Here is a 19,907-nt window from a genome sequence, read left to right as displayed (position 1 = left end):
GACAATTGCCGGCTTCACGTCACCACCAGCGACTTTGAATGGCCTTCCTTGCACTCGGTATCAACCACAAGACTGCTTCAGTAGACGTCCGCGAGCGCGTGGCCTTTACGCCTGAGCAGCTGGTGGAAGCCTTGCAGCAGCTCTGCCGACTGACCGACAGCCGCGAAGCTGCGATCCTCTCGACCTGCAATCGCAGTGAGCTTTATATAGAACAGGATCAGCTTTCTGCCGATATCGTGCTGCGCTGGCTGGCCGACTATCACCATTTAAGCCTCGATGAGCTGCGCGCGAGTGCTTATGTGCACGAAGATGATGCGGCAGTTCGTCACATGATGCGCGTCGCCTCCGGGCTCGACTCGCTGGTGCTTGGCGAACCGCAGATTCTCGGCCAGATGAAATCGGCCTACGCCGTGGCGCGCGAGGCTGGCACCATCGGCCCACTGCTGGGGCGACTGTTTCAGGCGACGTTCAATGCCGCCAAGCAGGTGCGCACCGACACGGCGATTGGCGAAAACCCGGTGTCCGTGGCGTTTGCTGCCGTCAGCCTGGCGAAACAGATTTTCAGTGATTTGCAACGCAGCCAGGCCCTGCTGATCGGCGCCGGCGAGACCATCACTTTAGTCGCCCGCCATTTGCACGAGCTGGGCGTCAAGCGCATTGTCGTTGCCAACCGCACGCTGGAGCGCGCCAGTCTGCTCGCCGAACAGTTCGGTGCCCACGCGGTGCTGCTGTCGGACATCCCGGCAGAACTGGTACGCAGTGACATCGTCATCAGTTCGACCGCCAGTCAGTTGCCGATTCTCGGTAAGGGCGCGGTGGAAAGCGCATTGAAGTTGCGCAAGCACAAACCGATCTTCATGGTCGACATCGCTGTTCCCCGGGATATCGAACCGGAAGTCGGCGAACTGGACGACGTTTACCTCTACAGCGTCGACGATCTTCACGAAGTGGTCGCCGAGAACCTCAAGAGTCGTCAGGGCGCTGCCCAAGCGGCCGAAGAGATGGTCTCGGTCGGTGCCGACGATTTCATGGTGCGCCTGCGCGAGCTGGCGGCGGTCGATGTGCTCAAGGCCTATCGTCAACAAAGCGAACGCCTGCGCGACGAGGAGCTGCAAAAAGCCCTGCGCCTGCTGGCCAACGGCGGCAACGCCGAAGATGTGCTCGGGCAGCTGGCCCGTGGCCTGACCAATAAACTGTTGCATGCCCCGAGCGTGCAACTGAAAAAGCTTTCTGCCGAAGGCCGCCTCGATGCGCTGGCCATGGCCCAGGAACTCTTTGCCCTCGAGGGCTCACCGGATAGCTTTTCGGATAAAAAACCGCAATGAAAGCGTCACTGCTCAATAAGCTGGACATCCTCCAGGACCGTTTCGAGGAACTGACCGCGCTGCTCGGCGACGGCGAAGTCATTGCCGATCAGGCCAAATTTCGCGGTTATTCCAAGGAATACGCTGAACTCGAGCCGATCGTCCAAGGCTATAAAAAGCTCCTCGGCGTACAAAGCGATCTCGAAGGCGCGCAGGCGTTGCTCAAGGACAGCGACCCGGACATGCGCGAAATGGCCGTGGAAGAAGTCCGCGAAGCCAAGGAATTGCTGATCACTCTGGAAGCCGACCTGCAACGCATGTTGCTGCCCAAGGATCCAAATGACGGCCGCAACGTCTTCCTCGAAATCCGCGCCGGTACCGGTGGCGATGAGGCGGCGATCTTCTCCGGCGACCTGTTCCGCATGTACTCGCGTTATGCCGAGCGCCGTGGCTGGCGCGTCGAGATCCTCTCGGAAAACGTAGGCGAACACGGTGGCTATAAAGAGGTCATCGCCCGCATCGAAGGTGACAACGTTTACGGCAAGCTGAAATTCGAATCCGGCGCGCACCGCGTACAGCGTGTACCCGCCACCGAATCCCAGGGCCGTATCCACACCTCGGCCTGCACCGTGGCGGTGTTGCCTGAGCCGGACGAGCGCGAAGCCATCGAGATCAACCCGGCGGATCTGCGCGTCGACACGTTCCGTTCCTCCGGGGCCGGTGGTCAGCACGTCAACACCACCGACTCGGCGATCCGCATCACGCACATTCCGACCGGCACCGTCGTCGAGTGTCAGGAAGAGCGATCCCAGCACAAAAACCGTGCCCGGGCGATGGCCTGGTTGTCGGCCAAGCTCAACGATCAGCAAACCGCAGCGGCGGCCAATGCCATCGCCAGCGAGCGTAAATTGCTCGTCGGTTCCGGCGACCGTTCCGAGCGCATTCGCACGTACAACTTTGCTCAGGGGCGAGTCACTGACCATCGCGTCAACCTGACTCTGTACTCTCTGGATGAAATTCTCGCCGGTGGCGTTGAAGCGGTCATCGAGCCGTTGCTGGCCGAATACCAGGCTGACCAACTCGCTGCGATAGGTGAATAAATGACCATCATTGCCAGCCTGTTGCGCGCCGCCGAACTGCCGGACTCGCCCACCGCTCGCCTGGACGCTGAATTGCTTCTTGCCGCCGCGCTGGGCAAGTCGCGTAGCTTTCTGCACACCTGGCCCGAGCGCATCGTGCCGAGTGAAGCCGCGCTGACGTTTGCCGAATACCTGCAACGTCGCCGCAGTGGTGAGCCAGTGGCTTACATTCTCGGCCAGCAGGGTTTCTGGAAACTCGATCTGGAAGTCGCACCTCATACGCTGATCCCGCGTCCGGACACTGAATTGCTGGTGGAAGCGGCGCTGGAATTGCTGCCTGCGACGCCAGCCACAGTGCTCGACCTCGGCACCGGCAGCGGCGCGATCGCATTGGCCTTGGCCAGCGAACGTCCGGCGTGGAAGGTCACGGCGGTGGATCGTGTGCTCGAAGCCGTAGCCTTGGCCGAGCGCAATCGTCAGCGCCTGCACCTGAACAACGCCACGGTGCTGAGCAGCCATTGGTTCAGCGCGCTGGAAGGTCAGCGCTTCCAGTTGATCATCAGCAACCCGCCCTACATTGCCGCCGCCGATCCGCATCTGGTCGAGGGTGACGTACGCTTCGAACCAGCCAGTGCACTGATCGCCGGTGAAGACGGCCTCGACGATCTGCGTCTGATCGTCGCCCAAGCGCCGGAGTATCTGCAGGCCGCTGGCTGGCTGATGCTCGAACATGGCTATGATCAAGCCGAAGCCGTGCGCGACCTGCTGCTGACGCGCGGTTTCGAAGAAGTCCACAGCCGCACCGATCTGGGCGGCCATCAACGCATCAGTCTGGGGCGCCTGCCGTGCTGAATGATCAGGAATTGCTGCGCTATAGCCGGCAGATTCTGCTGCAACACATCGACATCGATGGCCAGTTGAAACTCAAGGACAGCCGCGTGCTGATCGTCGGCCTCGGCGGTCTTGGCGCTCCGGTGGCCTTGTACCTGGCGGCGGCCGGTGTCGGTGAATTGCATCTGGCGGATTTCGACACGGTCGACCTGACCAACCTGCAACGCCAGATCATCCACGACACCGACAGCGTCGGCATGAGCAAGGTCGACTCGGCGCTCAAGCGTCTGACCGCGATCAATCCCGAGATCCGACTGATCGCCCATCGTCAGGCGCTGGACGAGGATTCTCTCGCGGCTGCCGTGACGGCGGTGGATCTGGTGCTCGACTGTTCGGATAATTTTTCCACCCGCGAGGCGGTCAACGCCGCGTGCGTGGCAGCACGCAAACCCCTGGTCAGCGGCGCGGCGATTCGCCTTGAAGGGCAACTGTCGGTGTTCGATCCTCGGCGAGCCGATAGCCCGTGCTACCACTGTTTATACGGCCACGGCAGCGAAGCGGAATTGACCTGCAGCGAGGCTGGTGTGGTCGGGCCGCTGGTGGGGCTGGTCGGCAGCCTGCAGGCGTTGGAAGCCTTGAAGGTATTGGTCGGTTTCGGCGAGCCTTTAGTCGGACGTCTGTTGCTGATCGATGCCCTCGGTTCGCGTTTCCGCGAGCTGCGGGTCAAGCGCGATCCGGGCTGCAGCGTCTGTGGTCCGCGCCATGCGTGAAGCGCCGATTGGCGTGTTCGATTCCGGTGTCGGCGGCCTGTCGGTACTGGCGGAAATCCAGCAATTGCTGCCCAACGAATCGCTGCTCTACGTCGCCGACGGCGGGCATGTTCCGTATGGCGAGAAAACTCCTGAGTTCATCCGCCAGCGCTGCAGCGTAATGGCCGGTTTTTTTCGTGAGCGGGGCGCCAAGGCGTTGGTGCTGGCCTGCAATACCGCGACCGTTGCCGGTGTCGCCGATTTGCGTCGCGATTTTCCCGACTGGCCGATTGTCGGCATGGAGCCTGCGGTCAAGCCTGCCGCCGCCGCCACCCGCAGCGGTGTAGTCGGCGTGCTCGCTACCACCGGCACATTGCAGAGCGCCAAGTTCGCCGCGTTGCTTGATCGCTTTGCGACCGATGTGCGGGTGATTACCCAGCCATGCCCCGGTCTGGTCGAGCTGATTGAAAGCGGGGACCTGCACAGCGCGGCGTTGCGCACGCTGCTGCAGAGTTATGTCGATCCGCTGTTGGCCAATGGTTGCGACACGATCATCCTCGGCTGCACGCATTATCCTTTCCTCAAGCCGATGCTCAAGACGATGATCGCCGAGGACATCAGCCTGATCGATACCGGCGCCGCCGTGGCGCGGCAACTTCAGCGTCTGCTGGCTGAGCGCGATCTGCTCGCTGACGGGCCGAACCAGCCGGTCAGATTCTGGACCAGTGCCGATCCTGCGTACTTCAAAAACATCCTGCCGCTGCTGGGGCAAACAGCGGGCGAAGTGCAAAAATTCAGCTTGTAAAAAAAATGTGAAATAACTAAAAAATCAGCTGAACTTCTGAGCAGGCGCTAGCTTCTATAGCGATGAGTTACCTAGAAAACCAAACGATCGTTCCGGAAAAGGAAGTTTCAACGTGAAGCGACTATTCTGCTTGGCCGCGATTGCGGCCGCATTGATGGGGCAAAGTTTTACTGCACAAGCCGCAGGGGTTGAATTTGCGGTGGGGGCCACCAGCGATTCGACCATGACCTACCGCCTGGGGATGAATTTCGACTGGGACAAAAGCTGGCTGCAGAGCGACGTTGGTCGCCTCACCGGTTACTGGAGCGGTGCTTACACCTACTGGGAAGGTGACAAGACCTCCAGCAACAACAGCCTGTCGTTCTCGCCGGTATTCGTTTACGAGTTTGCCGGTCAATCGGTCAAGCCGTATGTCGAGGCGGGGATCGGCGTAGCCGCGTTCTCCAATACCAAGTACGAGTCCAACAATCTTGGCGGCGCTTTCCAGTTCGAAGACCGCTTCGGTTTTGGCCTGCGTTTCAATGGCGGGCATGAAGTCGGGATCCGTGCGACGCACTATTCCAATGCGGGCTTGGCCAGCAGCAACGACGGCGTAGAAAGTTACTCGCTGCACTACACGATGCCGCTCTAAAAAAGATCAAAAGATCGCAGCCTTCGGCAGCGCCTACATGGGAATGATTTCTCCTGTAGGAGCTGCCGAAGGCTGCGATCTTTTGCTTTCAAGTCAGCGATAAGCTGTCGAGATACCCTGGCGTTCTTCGATGCACTCTGGCGCGCCCATTTCGAACTCGCGGCAGATCAGCGGACGTTTCTCATAGATCGTGCACATCATGCTGTCGCGATCCAGCGCCGCACACCAGCCGTCGTCCAGACGCAGCATCACTTCACCACCCCACTCATCGGTATCGATAAAGCGATCAGGCACGCCGGTGTCGGTGATCAGCATCACTTCGAGCTGACAGCAGCAGGCTGCGCACGTCGAGCAAGTGACCGCCGGTTCAGCGATTTGATGATGGGGAATGGTTTTCATGGCGGCAGTGTAAGGCAGTGGCCGGGCCCTGTGTGAAAGGCCTGACAGACGCTCACTGACTCAGGCGTCGCGCCATCGTGTGCAGTAGCGGAAACACCAGCGCCCAGATCAGCCCGATCGCGATCAGCGTCGGCAGTTCGCCATAAGGGAATTGCACCCCGGCCAGCCGCCCGCCAGCGTAATACGACAACGCACCGCCGAGCGCACCGAGCGCGCTGGCCAGCCACCACGGCCGGGCGCTCCATTGCAGGCAATGGCGTAGCGTGGTCGCCAGCAACGCCCAGAGCAGCATCAACCACAGTGGAATCAGCGGCGACAGGTCGTCGAACCTGAACACACCCAGACCGCGCAAAATACTGTCGAGCGCCGTGCCGACAATTACCACGCTGAGAATCAGCCGACCTTCCGCCGCCCAGCTGCTGATCCAGCACAGATGAATCACCAGCACTGCCAGCGCCAGCAGTAACCACATGCTGTTGCCGCCGAGCACGCAGGCCAGCCAGCCGATCTGGAACAATGCCGCATTGGCGCAACGCTCAAGCATCGAAGCGGCCAAGCAATGGCGCCGGCATTGCCTCGGGTTTGGCCAGCAACAGTTGCGCGGTGCCGATGGTGCGCTCAAGGAAGCCACCCTCGCAGTAGCACAGGTAAAACTCCCACAGGCGCAGGAAGTAATCGTCGTAGCCGAGTTCGCTCAGGCGACCGTGGGCATGGCGAAAGTTCTCGTGCCACAGGCGCAGGGTCTTCGCGTAATGCAGGCCGAAATCCTCCATGTGCAGCAGGTTCATGTCGGTGTCGCGACTGACGATCTCGAGCATCTTTTGCACACACGGCAGGGCGCCGCCGGGGAAGATGTAGCGCTGGATAAAATCGACGCCGCGCTTGGCCTGTTCGTAACGTTGCTCGCGGATGGTGATGGCTTGGATCAGCATCAGTCCGTTGCTCTTGAGCAGGTGCGCGCACTGTTTGAAGTAGGTCGGCAGGAAGCGATGACCGACCGCTTCGATCATTTCGATCGAGACCAGTTTGTCGTACTCGCCGCTGAGGTCGCGGTAATCCTCCAACAGCAGCGTCACCTGCTGCTGCAAGCCAAGCTGTTCGATGCGTTGCGCGGTAAAGGCGAACTGCTCTTTCGACAGCGTGGTAGTGGTCACGCGGCAACCGTAATTCTGCGCGGCATAGAGCGCCATGCTGCCCCAACCGGTACCGATTTCCAGCAAGTGATCGCTGGGCTTGAGCGCGAGTTTCTGGCAGATGCGTTCGAGTTTGTTCAACTGCGCCTGCTCGAGGCTGTCTTCGGGTGTGAGGAACTGTGCCGCCGAATACATCATGGTCGGGTCGAGAAACTGCTCGAACAGATCGTTACCGAGGTCGTAATGCGCGGCGATGTTTTTCTGTGAACCCTTGCGCGTATTGCGATTGAGCCAGTGCAGGCCTTGCACCAATGGCCGCCCGAGGCGAGCCAGGCCGCCCTCCATCGCATCGAGCACGTCGAGGTTGCTGACGAACACACGCACCACCGCCGTCAGGTCCGGCGAAGTCCAGTAGCCGTGAATGAATGCCTCACCGGCGCCAATCGAGCCACTGCTGGCGACCATTCCCCAAACGGCCGGGTCGGTGATGTGAATTTCCCCCAGCAGCGCACTGCCGGGCGTACCGAAGAGCATTTGTTCGCCATCTTCGAACACCATCAATTGCCCGTGTTTGAGCTGACCGAGTTGGCGCAAGACGCCCCGGCGCAGCAGCGATCCGGTCAAACCGTTAGTGCTGAGCCGACTGACCGACAGGCTAGAGGATTTCATGGCGGTGCTCCTTGGGAGGCACAGTGGCGGTTTGAAAGCTGCCGTCGGCAGCCTGATGAGCAAAGATCGGCGCGCGCTTGAGCAACAGGCGCAGGGCTTGCCAGTAAATCGCCAGAGCGGTTTTCGCGGTCATCCACGGGAAACGCCGCAAGTAACGGTGCAAGCTTGGGCGATCGAGCGTTTCGCGTTGCAGGTTGAGGGTGGCGTCGAACAGTTTGTGTTCGCCCTGCCAGTCAGCCATGTGCACGCCGAGGGTTTGCGCGGCAGGGCTGAAGCTCATGCGGTATTCGAGATCGCGCGGCAAGAACGGTGAAACGTGAAACGCCTTGGCCACGGCAAAGTGCTGATGAACATCGCCCTGATTGACCGCCGCGCGTGCCGGCAACACGTAGTGATAACGCTCGCGCCACGGCGTGTTGGTGACTTCGCAGACAATCGCTGCCAGTTGCCCGTCGGCCTCGTGGCAATAAAAGAAACTCACCGGATTGAACGACAAGCCCCAACTGCGCGCCTGGGTCAGCAGGCAGACCGCGCCTTGCGGCGCATGGCCGATGGCCGCAGCGACTTGCTGGCGTACCGCATCGATCAGCCGTACACCTCGACTGGTAAAGGTCTTGAGGTAGTCGGTCTCACGAAACGAGAACGGCGCAAAGCGGCTGCGCCCCGCCAGCGGTGACAGCGCCAACACCGCATCCTGCTCGCTCAGGTCGAGATAGAGCAGGCCGATCCGATAGCGGAACTCATGCCGACGCGGCGAGAAACGCCGATGGCCGATCCAGCCGCTGTACAGGGCGCTGTTCATAAGGTTTCCCCGAAGGCTGCGGCCACGCGTAAACCGCTGACCACGCCGTCTTCATGAAAACCGTTGGCCCAATAGGCGCCGCAATAATGCGTGTGGTGCGCGCCATCGAGTTCGCCCCAGCGATTTTGTGCCGCGACCGCCGCGAGGCTGTATTGCGGGTGCGCATAGGTGTACTTGGCCAGCACTTTGAACGGGCTGATGCCGGCGCTCTGGTTGAGGCTGACGCAGAACGTTGTGTCGCTCTGGATGCCTTGCAGAATGTTCATGTCGTAGGTGACCGCGGCCTGGGTATGGCCGGATCCGCCGAGGCGATAATTCCAGCTCGCCCACGCCAGTTTCCGTGTGGGCAACAGGCGCGTGTCGGTGTGCAGCACCACTTCGTTGTCGGCGTAGGGCAGGGCACCGAGGATTTCGCGTTCGGCATCGCTCGGGCTGGCGAGCAATTGCAAGGCCTGATCGCTGTGGCAGGCAAATACCACCTGGTCAAAATGTTCGATGCCCGCCGGGCTGTGGATAACCACGCCGTGCACGTCTCGATCGACCCGGTTGACCGGGCAGTTGAGGCGAATCCTGTCTTTGAACGAAGCAGTCAATGGCGCGATGTAGGCGCTGGAGCCGCCCTCGATAACTTGCCATTGCGGACGATCACTGACCGACAGCAGCCCGTGGTTCTTGAAGAAACGCACGAAGAACTGCAGCGGGAAATCAAGCATCTCCGCCATCGGCATCGACCAGATCGCCGCGCCCATCGGCACGATGTAATGCAGGATGAAACGCTCGCCATAACCGCCAGCCTTGAGATAATCATCGAGCGTCATGTCGGCGGCGATGCGCAGTTCGAGAAGGTCGCGCTGGGCTTCTTTGTTGAAGCGCAGAATGTCACGCAACATGCCCCAGAACCCTGGCGAGAACAGATTGCTGCGCTGGGCAAACAGGCTGTTGAGGTTATTGCCGTTGTATTCCAGGCCGGTATCCGGATCGGTCACCGAGAAGCTCATTTCGGTCGGTTTGAACGTCACGCCCAGTTGGCCCAGCAAGCGAATGAAGTTCGGGTAGGTCCAGTCGTTGAACACGATGAAACCGGTGTCCACGGCGTACTGCCGGCCCTCGACGGTGACCTCCACGGTATGCGTGTGGCCACCGACCCAGTCGCTGGCCTCGAACACCGTGATCTCGTGTCGGCGATTGAGCAGGTAGGCGCAGGTCAACCCGGCGATCCCGCTCCCGACGATGGCGATCTTCATGCCAGATCCGTTTGTGGTGGTGGTTTGCGCACCATGCGTTTGCCGATGGCCAGTTGCACGCGCGCGGGCAGTTTCGACAACGGCCAGAGCGCCGCCATGAACAGGGCCGGAAAAGCGATCTCCAGTGGCCGATCCTTGAGCTTGGCAAAGATGTGCCGTGCGGCTTTATCCACAGGCCAACTGAGCGGCATCGGGAAATCGTTTTTGGCGGTCAGCGGCGTCTCGACAAATCCCGGGCTGACCACGGTGACTTCAATACCTTCGTCGGCAAGATCGATGCGCAGCGATTCGAACAGGTAACGCAACCCGGCCTTCGATGCCCCGTAGGCTTCGGCCCGAGGCAGCGGCAGATAGGTCACCGAACTGGCCACGCCGACCAGATGCGGCGCCGTGCCTTGGCGTAGCAGCGGCAGGGCGGCCTCGATGCAATAGCTGCTGGCGAGCAGATTGGTGCGCACCACGTGTTCGATGATCGAGGCATCGAACTGCTTGGCATCGACGTATTCGCAGGTTCCGGCGTTGAGGATGACGCTGTCCAGCGAACCCCAGTCCTCCGCGATCTGCTGGCCGATTTCGCGCACGGTCTGGCTGTTGGTCAAATCCCCCGGGACCACCAATACCTGTCCCGGATAGCGTTGCGCCAACACTTTGAGCGGTGCGATCTGGCGTGAACTGACTGCCAGGTGCGCACCGGTTTTCAATATCTCTTCAGCCAGCGCCGCGCCGATGCCACTGCTGGCTCCGGTCAACCAATAACGCCGTGGAGTTGTACGACTCATCCCATTCTCCTTTTCAGCCAAGCGATCACCCGGCCCAATACGGGTAAATGTTCATAAAGCAGTGCCCCGGCATCGAAATAATCCCGATGGCGATAAACCTTGTCGCGCCACAGCAGGTGCGAGCAGCCGCTGACTCTTATCTCCCGGCCACCGGCCAGGCGCGGATGGCGATAACGCATGACCCAGCGCAAGTAGCCTTCGCCCTCGCTGATCTGGTCGAAACCGTGAAAGTCGAAATGCAGTTCGCTGACGTTGGCGTACAGCTCGCTGAAGTAATCGCGCAATTGCGCCAGGCCCTGAACTTCGTGCAGCGGGTCGGTGAAGTGAATGTCATCGCTGTAGAGCTCGCCCAGGCGTTGCAGGTTGTCTTTGTTCAACGCTGAAAATTGCCGGGCGAAGCGCTGCAGGAATTCACTCATGATCGTCTCCGGCAGCCTGACGCGAGGGCAGGTTCTTGAACGCGGTCAGCGCCCGTTCCCGTGAAGCGCTCAGGTTGACGATCGGCGCCGGGTAGTCGGCGGCACCGAACAGACCGGCGCTGGCCGGGTTATGTACTTCTTTCTTGTTGAGACCTGCGAGCTGCGGCAGCCAGTGCTTGATGAACAGGCCTTCGCTGTCGAATTTTTCCGACTGACTCAACGGATTGAAGATGCGGAAATACGGCGCCGAATCAGTGCCGGTCGATGAACTCCATTGCCAGCCACCGTTGTTCGCCGCCAGGTCGCCATCGATCAAGTGGCGCATGAAAAAGCGTTCGCCTTCGCGCCAGTCGATCAGCAGGTTCTTGGTCAGGAACATCGCCACGACCATGCGCAGGCGGTTGTGCATCCAGCCGGTTTCGAGCAGTTGGCGCATTGCAGCGTCAATGATCGGCAGACCCGTGCGCGCCTCTTGCCACGCAGCGAGTTCGTCCGGCGCATCACGCCACGCCAGCGCTTCGGTTTCCGGGCGGAAGGCGCGGTGGCGGGAGACGCGTGGATAGCCGACCAGAATGTGCTTGTAGAACTCGCGCCAGAGCAGTTCGTTGATCCAGGTAACGGCGCCGACCTTGCCGCTCTCGAATTCGCCCTGATTGCTTTGCAACGCGGCGTGCAGACATTGGCGCGGCGAGATCACGCCGGCGGCCAGATACGCTGAAAGCTGGCTGGTACCGGGTTTGGCCGGGAAGTCGCGTTCGCTTTTGTAGTAGTCGATTTGCGCGTCAGCGAAGGTGTCGAGGCGTCGCTGGGCTTCTTTTTCACCCGCTGGCCAAAGGGCTTGCAGGGATTCGCTCGGGGTAGTGAAGCCTTCTACCGAATCAGCAATCGGGTCGCTGTCGATCTTGAGTTTCGCCTGCTTGCCGGGTGCCTTGACCCGCGCCGGCATCGAGCGATGCAGACGCTCGTAACAGATCTTTCTGAACTGGCTAAAGACCTTGAAATAGGTGTCGGTCTTGGTCAGCACGGTGCCGGGTTTGAACAGCAACTGATCGAGGTAGCTGTGAAACTCGATACCCTCGGCTTTCAAGGTTTCGGCCACGGCGGCATCGCGACGGCTTTCGTGAACGCCATATTCTTCATTGACGTGCAGCGCTTCAATCTTCAGTTGCTGGCACAGCTTGAGCAGTTCGGCCGGAGCCTGATCCCAATGCGCTGCGGTGCGAATCAACAAGGGAATGTTCAGCTCGCCGAGGCTTTTGCTCAGCTCCTTGAGATTGCGCAGCCAGAAGTCGACCTTGCACGGTGCATCGTCGTGTTCCAGCCATTGCTGTGGACTCAACAGGTACACGGCCACCGTCGGGCCGCGCGCTGCGGCAGCCGAAAGGGCGGTGTTGTCGTGTTGGCGCAAGTCGCTGCGCAGCCAGATCAATTGCATGTCGGAATTCACTGAGTTCATTAAATCAGCCCACGCTGAACAAGTGCCTGGTGCGCCGAAAGCGGATCTTCAGCCAGGTACAAATCAGCGATCTCGGAAGTTCTTACGGACAACTCGGCGTGGTGGATGCATACCGTTGGTCCGACCAGCATTTTTGTGCAACTGACTCCATTCAGTAGCTTGGGCAAGTGCGCAAGGTTCATGGCTTTGCTGGAATACAGCAGTACGCCACGGGCTTGCAGGTGTTCGACGGTCAGCGCCAATTCACCGGCCGGTATAGGCCAGTCAAACACTTGCACCGGGCAATCGGCGCTGCTGATCAGCCACGCGCACAGCCACAGATGAGGTTCCAGTGGCAGGTCGGATTGATTGATCAACAGCCAGGGCGCGGTGTGTAACTGACGATTGTTATGGTAGATGCGGGCGCCGAATTTGCTGCGTAACCAGGAAAAAAAGAACGTGCGTTCCATTTGCGCACCGAACTGGCCCTGCCAGCGCTGTTCGAGATCAGCGAGCAGCGGCATCAGCAATTGTTCACACAGGGTGCGCGGCGGGTAGAGCGCCATGGCCTGATTGACGCTGTCGTCGAGCGCACGTTCATTGAGTTGAGTGACGGCCGCCAGCAAGGTCTGGCGCAGGCGTTGCCAATCGTTTTCCACCGATTCGCTGAAAGCCTGCGGGGTGTCGAGCAGCGGCTTGACCTGGCTGACCGCGACGCCACGGTTGAGCCAGGTCAGGATCGCCAGAACCCGTTGCACATGTTCGGCGCTGTAGAGTCGATGGCCCTTGGGCGTGCGTTGCGGCACGATTAGCCCGTAACGGCGCTCCCACGCACGCAATGTGATCGCGTTGACGCCGGTTTGCCGCGCGACTTCGCGGATCGGCAGCCAGCCTTCGTCGAGGGCTTTCTTGAAGTCGGCACCGAGGTCTTCCTGGGCGCTGGAGTCGGGTTTGTCGTTCATCAGATGGCGTTTCGCAGGCTGAGGTTTTCCGGGTGCGGTTGCAGGTAAACCTGTTGCGCGATATACGGATCGGGATGTTGGCGGAAGTGATGCTTGAGCAGCGTCAACGGCACCACCAGCGGCACGATGCCCTGACGGTACTGGTCGATGACGTGAACCATTTCCTGTTTGTCTGCGGCGCTGATGACCTGTTTCAGATATCCGCTGATGTGCAGCAACACGTTGCAGTGCGTGCCGCGCGTGGCGCATTTTTTCAGCGCCGCCATCAGTTCGCTGAAGTAGCGCGGGCCGAGTTCGGCGGGATCGGTGTGCGCCATGTTGCCCAGCAGTTTGCCCAGCGCTTTGTATTGCAGCGGGTTGTGGGCCATCAGCAGGTATTTGTAGCGGGAGTGGAATTCGGTCAGCGCGCGACGGCTCAGGCCTTCGCCGAGCACTTGCTGCCAGGCGCTGTAGGCGAACACGCGGGTGATGAAGTTTTCGCGCAGTACCGGATCGTTGAGACGCCCGGCTTCTTCCACCGGCAGGTCCGGGTGTTGCGCGCAAAAGGACTGGGCGTAGATGCCGCGTCCACCACCATTCACCGGAGCGCCGTTGGCGTGGTAGACCTTGACCCGTTCGAGGCCGCAGGACGGCGATTGCTGCATGAAGATGTAGCCGCAGATGTCATCGAGTTCGGCGGCCATTTTCTCGCCGTACTCGGCCAGTGGCCGGGTGACGTTGATCGCCGGATTCACTGTGCCGATGGCTTCAGGATGATCTGGATCACCGACGAGGCGGATCGGCTCGCGGGGAATGCCCAGGCCGATGGCGACCTCCGGGCAGACCGGAGTGAAATCGAAATATTCAGTAAGGGTGCGGCTACACAGGCGCGATTCCTTGTGCCCACCGTTGAAGCGCACCTCGGCACCCAACAGGCAGGCGCTGATGGCGATTTTCGGTTTGGCCGGGGAAAGGACGGACATAAGCACCTCGAATCTAAACCTGTACAGAGAGCAATCTCTGTACAACATTGGGTTAGCATAGATTCAAAGGTGTACAAGTCAAATTGTTTGTACAAGTTTCTGTAGGGGCTGCCGAAGGCTGCGATCTTTTGATGTTGTTTTTAAAAACAGGATCAAAAGATCGCAGCCTTCGGCAGCTCCTACATGAGCCAGCCGATTTTCCAGTGAGTGCTGTTTTGCAGAGTCTGCCAATCGAGGCGTTCGGCGCGCTTGGTCAGCACCGCCTGCAATTCAACTTCCAGCACCGTGCCGTCCTCATCACGGAACAGCTCGGTGACCAGAAAATGCTTTTCACGATTCTGCGGGTGGGCTGCTGTCCATTTCGACAGCAGCAATTTACGCGGATTGATGCGGTTCATTGCAGGTGTTCGTTCAAGCGTCGCGCAGCTTCCTGGCCACTCAGCCAGGCACCTTCGACACGCCCTGACAGGCACCAGTCGCCGCAGGCATACAAGCCCAGATCGGCATCGGCCAGCGTGCCCCATTCGTGGCCAATCGCCGGCCGCGCGTAGAGCCAACGATGCGCGAGGCTGAAGGTCGGGGCGGGCATGGCGCTGTGCAGCAGCTCGGCGAAAGCCCCGTGCAGTTGTTCGATCACCGCTTCCTTGGACAGGTCGATGTGTTGCCGGCTCCACGCGCTGGTGGCATGTAGCACCCACGTGTCGAGCGTGTTGTCGCGCCCGGGTTTGCTGCGGTTGCGCGCGAGCCAGTCGAGCGGGCTGTCCTGCACGAAGCAGCCTTCAATCGGCGTGTCCAGTGGTGTATCGAAAGCGAGGGCGACGGCCCAGGTCGGATCCATTTTCACCCCGGCGGCGGCACCGGCGAGTTTCGGTGCGGCGGCCAGCAATGCCGTGGCTTGCGGTGCTGGCGTGGCAATTACCACATGACTGAACGGACCGTGGGTGAAGCCTTCGGCGTCTTGCAAATGCCAGTGCTCTTCACCGCGAAAAACTTCAGTAATGCGGCAGGCGAAGTGCACTTCCAGACCGCCAAGCAAGCCACGGGTGATGGCGCTCATACGCGGCGCGCCAACCCAACGGGTCTGCTCGTCCGGCGACAGGTTCAGTTGCCCGCCCTGATAGGTGTAGAGCTGCGGCGTCCACTCGGCGACCCAGCCCTGACTTTGCCAGCGCTGCACTTCAGTGACGAAGCGGCGGTCACGGGCGGTGAAGTATTGCGCGCCCATGTCCAGCGAGCCGGCGTCGCTGCGCTTGCTCGACATGCGCCCGCCGCTGCCGCGGCTTTTATCGAACAGTTGCACGGTATGCCCGGTCTCTGTCAGAGCCTGGGCGGCGGAGAGCCCGGCGATGCCGGTGCCGATGATTGCGATAGGTACAGTCATAGGGGCCTCGTTTACCTTTCTGTACAGACTACGCCGTGGATGAAACCTGTACAATTTTGTTTTTTGGTATAACTTCTAGCGTTCTCGTTCTGACAGCTTGGCCTATGGTTAAACAATAGAGCCTGCCCGTTAGAAAAGATCCCTGTTTATAAAAATAGACTAGTGATCAGGGTAAAACGCCACGCGAGGAAGATGTCATGCACATATTGCTGACCGGCGGTACTGGTTTGATCGGACGTCAGCTTTGCCGGCACTGGTCAGGGCAGGGGCACCGCCTGACCGTGTGGAGTCGCAAAGCGGAAAAAGTCGCTAAAATCTGCGGTGCGCAAGTGCGTGGCATTGCGCGTCTCGAAGACCTCGGCGAGGAACCCGTGGACGCGATCATCAATCTTGCTGGCGCACCGATTGCCGACCGGCCGTGGACCCATCGACGCAAGGCGTTGCTGTGGAGCAGTCGGATCACGCTCACGGAAACCTTGCTGGCCTGGCTGGAAACCCGCGCGCAAAAACCGGCGTTGCTGATTTCCGGATCGGCGATCGGCTGGTACGGCGATGGTGGCGAGCGCGAACTGACGGAAGCCTCGCCGCCGGTGATCGACGACTTCGCCAGTCAGTTGTGCATCGCCTGGGAAGAAACCGCGCTGCGCGCCGAAGCGCAGGGCATCCGTGTGGTGCTGGTGCGCACCGGGCTGGTGCTGTCGGCCGAGGGCGGTTTTTTGTCGCGGTTGTTGCTGCCGTTCAAGCTCGGGCTCGGCGGGCCTCTGGGCAATGGTCGGCAGTGGATGCCGTGGATTCATATCAACGATCAAATCGCCCTGATTGATTTTCTTCTGCACCGCGATCAGGCCAGTGGTCCTTATAATGCGTGCGCGCCAAAACCTGTGCGCAATCGCGAATTTGCCAAGACGCTGGGCAGCGTTCTCCACCGCCCGGCGTTCATGCCGATGCCGACCCTGGCCCTGAAGGTCGGCCTCGGCGAGATGTCTTTGTTGTTGCTCGGCGGCCAGAAGGCTTTGCCGGAACGCTTGCTGGAAGCGGGTTTCACTTTCCAGTTCACGGATTTACGCGCGGCCCTGGATGATCTCTCCAGCCGCCTCTGAAATAGGACGTTGCATGACCGATCACGCCTTGCTTCTGGTCAACCTGGGTTCCCCGGCCTCAACCTCTGTGGCCGATGTGCGCAGCTACCTCAATCAATTTCTGATGGACCCGTACGTGATCGACCTGCCATGGCCGGTGCGGCGTCTGCTGGTGTCGCTGATCCTGATCAAACGCCCGGAACAGTCGGCCCACGCCTACGCGTCGATCTGGTGGGAGGAGGGCTCGCCGCTGGTGGTCCTCAGCCGTCGCCTGCAACAGCAGATGCACGCGCAGTGGACTCAGGGCCCGGTGGAACTGGCGATGCGTTACGGCGAGCCGTCGATTGAAACCTGTTTGCTGAAGCTGGTGGCCGCGGGACACAAGCGCATCACGCTGGCGCCGCTGTATCCACAGTTCGCCGACAGCACCACGACCACGGTGATCGAAGAAGCCAAGCGAGTGATCCGCGAGAAGAAGCTCAATGTGCAGTTGTCGGTGCTGCAACCGTTCTACGATCAGCCGGAGTATCTCGACGCGCTGGTTGCAAGCGCCAGACCTCACTTGCAGCAGGATTACGATCACCTGCTGTTGAGTTTCCACGGGTTGCCTGAGCGGCACCTGACCAAGCTCGACCCGACGGGTAATCATTGTTTCAAGAATGACGACTGCTGCAAGAACGCTTCACCGGCGGTAATGGCCACCTGTTATCGCGCACAATGCCTGCGAACTGCGGCGTTGTTCGCCGAGCACATGGGCCTGCCGGACGGCAAGTGGTCGGTGTCGTTTCAGTCGCGCCTGGGCCGGGCGAAGTGGATCGAACCGTACACCGAAGCGCGGCTGGATGAGCTGGGTAAAAGCGGCGTGAAGAAGCTGCTGGTGATGTGCCCGGCGTTTGTCGCCGATTGCATCGAGACGCTGGAAGAGATTGGCGATCGCGGCAAGGAGCAGTTCCGCGAAGCGGGGGGCGAGGAGTTGGTGCTGGTGCCGTGCCTGAACGACGACCGGCAATGGGCGAAGGCGTTGGCAACCCTGTGCGAAAGAGCACCATTGGCCCTCTAAGAGCCAGAAGCTTCGCGAGCAAGCCCGCTCCCACATTTGAACGCATTCCAATGTGGGAGCGGGCTTGCTCGCGAAAGCTCTCTATCAGACAACAAGGATCTAAAAATTTAGATCAGCGGCTCATCCGCCTTCTTGTTCTTCCAGCCGTCATTGCCCGGCAGGATCAGGTTCAGCGCAATCGCCACCACCGCACACAGCGCGATGCCTTTCAGGCCGAAGTCGTCAGGGCCAGTGCCGGTGCCGACCAGCACACCGCCAATGCCGAACACCAATGTCACCGAGACAATCACCAGATTGCGCGCCTCGCCCAGATCGATCTTGTGACGGATCAGGGTGTTCATCCCCACCGCCGCAATCGAACCGAACAACAGGCACAGAATCCCGCCCATCACCGGCACCGGAATGCTTTGCAGCAGTGCGCCGAACTTGCCGATGAACGCCAGGGTGATGGCGAAGACCGCCGCCCAGGTCATGATTTTCGGGTTGTAGTTCTTGGTCAGCATCACTGCGCCAGTCACTTCGGCGTAGGTGGTGTTTGGCGGGCCGCCGAACAGGCCGGCGGCGGTGGTGGCAATGCCGTCACCGAGCAGGGTGCGATGCAGGCCCGGCTTCTTCAGGTAATCACGACCGGTCACGCTCCCCACGGCAATCACGCCACCGATGTGCTCAATGGCCGGAGCCAGCGCCACCGGAACGATGAACAGGATCGCCTGCCAGTTGAACTCCGGCGCGGTGAAGTGCGGAATCGCAAACCATGGCGCAGCGGCAATCTTCGCGGTGTCGACCACGCCGAAATAGAACGCCATACCAAAACCGACCAGCACACCGGAGATGATCGGCACCAGACGGAAGATGCCTTTACCGAACACCGCGACGATCAACGTGGTCAGCAGCGCCGGCATCGAGATCATCATGGCGGTCTGGTAGTGGATCAATTCCGAACCGTCGCCAGCCTTGCCCATCGCCATGTTCGCGGCAATCGGCGCCATGGCCAGGCCGATGGAAATGATCACCGGACCAATCACCACCGGTGGCAGCAGACGGTCGATGAAACCGGTGCCTTTGATCTTCACGGCAAGGCCTAAGAAGGTGTAGACGAAACCGGCCGCCATCACACCGCCCATCGTCGCGGCGAGGCCGAACTGGCCCTTGGCGAGAATGATCGGGGTGATGAAAGCGAAGCTCGACGCGAGGAACACCGGCACCTGACGGCCGGTGACGATCTGGAACAGAATCGTCCCAAGACCTGCGGTAAACAGTGCCACGTTCGGGTCCAGGCCCGTGATCAGCGGCATCAGCACCAAAGCGCCGAAAGCCACGAACAGCATCTGGGCGCCGGACAGCACCGTGCGCCAGAGCGGATCGTTGAACTCTTGCTGCATGGTTACGCGTCCTTCTGCTTGGTGCCGAAGATCTTGTCACCGGCGTCGCCAAGTCCAGGAATGATGTAGCCGTGCTCGTTCAAGCGCTCATCGATGGACGCGGTGTAGATGGTCACGTCCGGGTGAGCTTTTTCCACTGCTGCAATGCCTTCCGGCGCGGCAACCAGCACCATCGCGCGGATGTCCTTGCAACCGGCTTTCTTCAGCAGGTCAATGGTCGCAACCATCGAGCTGCCGGTGGCGAGCATCGGGTCGATGATCATCGCCAACCGTTCGTCGATTTCCGGAACCAGTTTTTCCAGATAGGTGTGCGCTTGCAGGGTTTCTTCATTGCGGGCGACACCCACAGCGGAAACCTTGGCACCCGGGATCAGGCTCAACACGCCTTCGAGCATGCCGATGCCGGCGCGCAGGATCGGCACGACGGTGATCTTCTTGCCGGCGATCTTCTCGACCGACACGGTGCCGCACCAGCCTTCAATATCGTAGGATTCCAGCGGCAAATCTTTTGTAGCTTCGTAGGTCAACAGGGCGCCGACTTCCTGAGCGAGCTCACGGAAATTCTTGGTGCTGATGTCAGCGCGGCGCATCAGGCCGAGTTTATGGCGGATCAGCGGATGGCGGATCTCGAGGATGGGCATGAAAAAACTCCGGCGGCGGGCAAAAAAACCGGCCTAGATTAATCTATCCGAGGGTGATGTCCTATAGGACATTCTGTACGTTAGTCCACAAATGCTTGATTCGACCTCGCGGGATGCGTACCTTTGCCCGCTTTTCCGAAATCGAACCCCCTGGAGAGCGC

At 60.3% G+C, this 19,907-nt stretch carries 22 protein-coding genes; 8 read left to right on the top strand and 14 right to left on the bottom strand.

All coding sequences use genetic code 11. The annotated features are described in order from the left end of the window. Positions 1 to 38: 38 nt before the first annotated feature. The 6 genes from hemA to C2E19_RS24765 all read left to right on the top strand — a co-directional run bounded on the left by hemA (position 39) and on the right by C2E19_RS24765 (position 5,399). The gene (hemA, locus tag C2E19_RS24790; RefSeq protein ID WP_007951716.1) at positions 39 to 1,325 is read left to right on the top strand and encodes a glutamyl-tRNA reductase; all 1,287 of its coding nucleotides are present in this window, start codon (positions 39 to 41) and stop codon (positions 1,323 to 1,325) included. Then, a complete protein-coding gene (gene prfA, locus C2E19_RS24785; protein ID WP_129395489.1) occupies positions 1,322 to 2,404 on the top strand; it encodes a peptide chain release factor 1 in 1,083 nt (360 codons plus the stop codon). The genes hemA and prfA overlap by 4 nt, the downstream gene beginning before the upstream one ends. Then, complete coding sequence (gene prmC, locus C2E19_RS24780; protein ID WP_129395488.1) at positions 2,405 to 3,235, top strand: peptide chain release factor N(5)-glutamine methyltransferase; 831 nt, start codon at positions 2,405 to 2,407, stop codon at positions 3,233 to 3,235. Beyond that, on the top strand, positions 3,229 to 3,984 hold the full coding sequence (locus C2E19_RS24775; protein WP_129395487.1) for a molybdopterin-synthase adenylyltransferase MoeB: 756 nt from the start codon (positions 3,229 to 3,231) through the stop codon (positions 3,982 to 3,984). The genes prmC and C2E19_RS24775 overlap by 7 nt, the downstream gene beginning before the upstream one ends. Further along, complete coding sequence (murI, locus tag C2E19_RS24770; RefSeq protein ID WP_129395486.1) at positions 3,977 to 4,768, top strand: glutamate racemase; 792 nt, start codon at positions 3,977 to 3,979, stop codon at positions 4,766 to 4,768. The genes C2E19_RS24775 and murI overlap by 8 nt, the downstream gene beginning before the upstream one ends. Before the next feature lie 112 nt (positions 4,769 to 4,880). Then, a complete protein-coding gene (locus C2E19_RS24765; protein WP_129395485.1) occupies positions 4,881 to 5,399 on the top strand; it encodes an acyloxyacyl hydrolase in 519 nt (172 codons plus the stop codon). 93 nt (positions 5,400 to 5,492) lie between these two features. Here C2E19_RS24765 and C2E19_RS24760 read toward each other — a convergent pair whose 3' ends face one another. From C2E19_RS24760 to C2E19_RS24705, 12 genes are all read right to left on the bottom strand, one after another. Next, positions 5,493 to 5,798 carry a YkgJ family cysteine cluster protein gene (locus tag C2E19_RS24760; RefSeq protein WP_129395484.1) on the bottom strand — a complete coding sequence of 102 codons (306 nt, stop codon included), beginning with the start codon at positions 5,796 to 5,798 and terminating at the stop codon, positions 5,493 to 5,495. A gap of 52 nt (positions 5,799 to 5,850) precedes the next feature. Further along, positions 5,851 to 6,342, bottom strand: coding sequence for a DUF2878 domain-containing protein (locus tag C2E19_RS24755; RefSeq protein ID WP_129396174.1), 492 nt, complete (start codon positions 6,340 to 6,342; stop codon positions 5,851 to 5,853). After that, positions 6,335 to 7,600 carry a cyclopropane-fatty-acyl-phospholipid synthase family protein gene (locus tag C2E19_RS24750; protein ID WP_129395483.1) on the bottom strand — a complete coding sequence of 422 codons (1,266 nt, stop codon included), beginning with the start codon at positions 7,598 to 7,600 and terminating at the stop codon, positions 6,335 to 6,337. The genes C2E19_RS24755 and C2E19_RS24750 overlap by 8 nt, the downstream gene beginning before the upstream one ends. Further along, positions 7,587 to 8,402, bottom strand: coding sequence for a DUF1365 domain-containing protein (locus C2E19_RS24745; RefSeq protein ID WP_129395482.1), 816 nt, complete (start codon positions 8,400 to 8,402; stop codon positions 7,587 to 7,589). The genes C2E19_RS24750 and C2E19_RS24745 overlap by 14 nt, the downstream gene beginning before the upstream one ends. Continuing rightward, a complete protein-coding gene (locus C2E19_RS24740; protein WP_129395481.1) occupies positions 8,399 to 9,646 on the bottom strand; it encodes an NAD(P)/FAD-dependent oxidoreductase in 1,248 nt (415 codons plus the stop codon). The genes C2E19_RS24745 and C2E19_RS24740 overlap by 4 nt, the downstream gene beginning before the upstream one ends. Continuing rightward, positions 9,643 to 10,425 (bottom strand): SDR family oxidoreductase, encoded by a 783-nt coding sequence (locus C2E19_RS24735; protein ID WP_129395480.1) that lies wholly within the window; start codon positions 10,423 to 10,425, stop codon positions 9,643 to 9,645. The genes C2E19_RS24740 and C2E19_RS24735 overlap by 4 nt, the downstream gene beginning before the upstream one ends. Next, positions 10,422 to 10,844 (bottom strand): nuclear transport factor 2 family protein, encoded by a 423-nt coding sequence (locus C2E19_RS24730; RefSeq protein WP_129395479.1) that lies wholly within the window; start codon positions 10,842 to 10,844, stop codon positions 10,422 to 10,424. Before C2E19_RS24730 ends, C2E19_RS24735 begins: the two co-directional genes overlap by 4 nt. Next, positions 10,837 to 12,279, bottom strand: coding sequence for a deoxyribodipyrimidine photo-lyase (gene phrB, locus C2E19_RS24725; protein WP_174823952.1), 1,443 nt, complete (start codon positions 12,277 to 12,279; stop codon positions 10,837 to 10,839). Before phrB ends, C2E19_RS24730 begins: the two co-directional genes overlap by 8 nt. Before the next feature lie 20 nt (positions 12,280 to 12,299). Continuing rightward, complete coding sequence (locus C2E19_RS24720; RefSeq protein ID WP_129395477.1) at positions 12,300 to 13,241, bottom strand: MerR family transcriptional regulator; 942 nt, start codon at positions 13,239 to 13,241, stop codon at positions 12,300 to 12,302. Continuing rightward, positions 13,241 to 14,203, bottom strand: coding sequence for a DUF523 and DUF1722 domain-containing protein (locus C2E19_RS24715; RefSeq protein ID WP_129395476.1), 963 nt, complete (start codon positions 14,201 to 14,203; stop codon positions 13,241 to 13,243). The genes C2E19_RS24720 and C2E19_RS24715 overlap by 1 nt, the downstream gene beginning before the upstream one ends. 179 nt (positions 14,204 to 14,382) lie before the next feature. Continuing rightward, complete coding sequence (locus C2E19_RS24710) at positions 14,383 to 14,601, bottom strand: TIGR02450 family Trp-rich protein (protein ID WP_129395475.1); 219 nt, start codon at positions 14,599 to 14,601, stop codon at positions 14,383 to 14,385. Next, positions 14,598 to 15,584, bottom strand: a complete 987-nt coding sequence (locus C2E19_RS24705) for an NAD(P)/FAD-dependent oxidoreductase (RefSeq protein WP_129395474.1) — start codon at positions 15,582 to 15,584, stop codon at positions 14,598 to 14,600. The genes C2E19_RS24710 and C2E19_RS24705 overlap by 4 nt, the downstream gene beginning before the upstream one ends. A gap of 197 nt (positions 15,585 to 15,781) precedes the next feature. Between C2E19_RS24705 and C2E19_RS24700 the strand changes: the two genes are divergently transcribed. Beyond that, a complete protein-coding gene (locus C2E19_RS24700) occupies positions 15,782 to 16,684 on the top strand; it encodes a TIGR01777 family oxidoreductase (RefSeq protein ID WP_129395473.1) in 903 nt (300 codons plus the stop codon). A 13-nt stretch (positions 16,685 to 16,697) separates the two neighbouring features. Beyond that, positions 16,698 to 17,723 (top strand): ferrochelatase, encoded by a 1,026-nt coding sequence (hemH, locus tag C2E19_RS24695; RefSeq protein WP_129395472.1) that lies wholly within the window; start codon positions 16,698 to 16,700, stop codon positions 17,721 to 17,723. Positions 17,724 to 17,830: 107 nt separating this feature from the next. On the opposite strand, the gene C2E19_RS24690 is transcribed toward hemH, so the two are convergent. Continuing rightward, positions 17,831 to 19,105 carry a uracil-xanthine permease family protein gene (locus tag C2E19_RS24690; protein WP_129395471.1) on the bottom strand — a complete coding sequence of 425 codons (1,275 nt, stop codon included), beginning with the start codon at positions 19,103 to 19,105 and terminating at the stop codon, positions 17,831 to 17,833. A gap of 2 nt (positions 19,106 to 19,107) precedes the next feature. Then, a complete protein-coding gene (gene upp / locus C2E19_RS24685) occupies positions 19,108 to 19,746 on the bottom strand; it encodes a uracil phosphoribosyltransferase (RefSeq protein ID WP_129395470.1) in 639 nt (212 codons plus the stop codon). Between the last annotated feature and the right edge of the window lie 161 nt (positions 19,747 to 19,907).

Source organism: Pseudomonas sp. DTU12.3 (assembly GCF_004124275.1).
GTDB lineage: Bacteria > Pseudomonadota > Gammaproteobacteria > Pseudomonadales > Pseudomonadaceae > Aquipseudomonas > Aquipseudomonas helmanticensis.
This window is presented reverse-complemented; position numbering and strand designations above follow the sequence as displayed.

What these genes read in the sequence shown, in the direction of transcription:
- hemA (WP_007951716.1), top strand. Translation starts at nt 39, where the DNA reads ATGGCCTTCCTTGCACTCGGTATCAACCACAAGACTGCTTCAGTAGAC.
- prfA (WP_129395489.1), top strand. Translation starts at nt 1,322, where the DNA reads ATGAAAGCGTCACTGCTCAATAAGCTGGACATCCTCCAGGACCGTTTC.
- prmC (WP_129395488.1), top strand. Translation starts at nt 2,405, where the DNA reads ATGACCATCATTGCCAGCCTGTTGCGCGCCGCCGAACTGCCGGACTCG.
- murI (WP_129395486.1), top strand. Translation starts at nt 3,977, where the DNA reads ATGCGTGAAGCGCCGATTGGCGTGTTCGATTCCGGTGTCGGCGGCCTG.
- C2E19_RS24760 (WP_129395484.1), bottom strand. Translation starts at nt 5,798, where the DNA reads ATGAAAACCATTCCCCATCATCAAATCGCTGAACCGGCGGTCACTTGC.
- C2E19_RS24755 (WP_129396174.1), bottom strand. Translation starts at nt 6,342, where the DNA reads ATGCTTGAGCGTTGCGCCAATGCGGCATTGTTCCAGATCGGCTGGCTG.
- C2E19_RS24750 (WP_129395483.1), bottom strand. Translation starts at nt 7,600, where the DNA reads ATGAAATCCTCTAGCCTGTCGGTCAGTCGGCTCAGCACTAACGGTTTG.
- C2E19_RS24745 (WP_129395482.1), bottom strand. Translation starts at nt 8,402, where the DNA reads ATGAACAGCGCCCTGTACAGCGGCTGGATCGGCCATCGGCGTTTCTCG.
- C2E19_RS24740 (WP_129395481.1), bottom strand. Translation starts at nt 9,646, where the DNA reads ATGAAGATCGCCATCGTCGGGAGCGGGATCGCCGGGTTGACCTGCGCC.
- C2E19_RS24735 (WP_129395480.1), bottom strand. Translation starts at nt 10,425, where the DNA reads ATGAGTCGTACAACTCCACGGCGTTATTGGTTGACCGGAGCCAGCAGT.
- C2E19_RS24730 (WP_129395479.1), bottom strand. Translation starts at nt 10,844, where the DNA reads ATGAGTGAATTCCTGCAGCGCTTCGCCCGGCAATTTTCAGCGTTGAAC.
- phrB (WP_174823952.1), bottom strand. Translation starts at nt 12,279, where the DNA reads ATGCAATTGATCTGGCTGCGCAGCGACTTGCGCCAACACGACAACACC.
- C2E19_RS24720 (WP_129395477.1), bottom strand. Translation starts at nt 13,241, where the DNA reads ATGAACGACAAACCCGACTCCAGCGCCCAGGAAGACCTCGGTGCCGAC.
- C2E19_RS24715 (WP_129395476.1), bottom strand. Translation starts at nt 14,203, where the DNA reads ATGTCCGTCCTTTCCCCGGCCAAACCGAAAATCGCCATCAGCGCCTGC.
- C2E19_RS24710 (WP_129395475.1), bottom strand. Translation starts at nt 14,601, where the DNA reads ATGAACCGCATCAATCCGCGTAAATTGCTGCTGTCGAAATGGACAGCA.
- C2E19_RS24705 (WP_129395474.1), bottom strand. Translation starts at nt 15,584, where the DNA reads ATGACTGTACCTATCGCAATCATCGGCACCGGCATCGCCGGGCTCTCC.
- C2E19_RS24700 (WP_129395473.1), top strand. Translation starts at nt 15,782, where the DNA reads ATGCACATATTGCTGACCGGCGGTACTGGTTTGATCGGACGTCAGCTT.
- hemH (WP_129395472.1), top strand. Translation starts at nt 16,698, where the DNA reads ATGACCGATCACGCCTTGCTTCTGGTCAACCTGGGTTCCCCGGCCTCA.
- C2E19_RS24690 (WP_129395471.1), bottom strand. Translation starts at nt 19,105, where the DNA reads ATGCAGCAAGAGTTCAACGATCCGCTCTGGCGCACGGTGCTGTCCGGC.
- upp (WP_129395470.1), bottom strand. Translation starts at nt 19,746, where the DNA reads ATGCCCATCCTCGAGATCCGCCATCCGCTGATCCGCCATAAACTCGGC.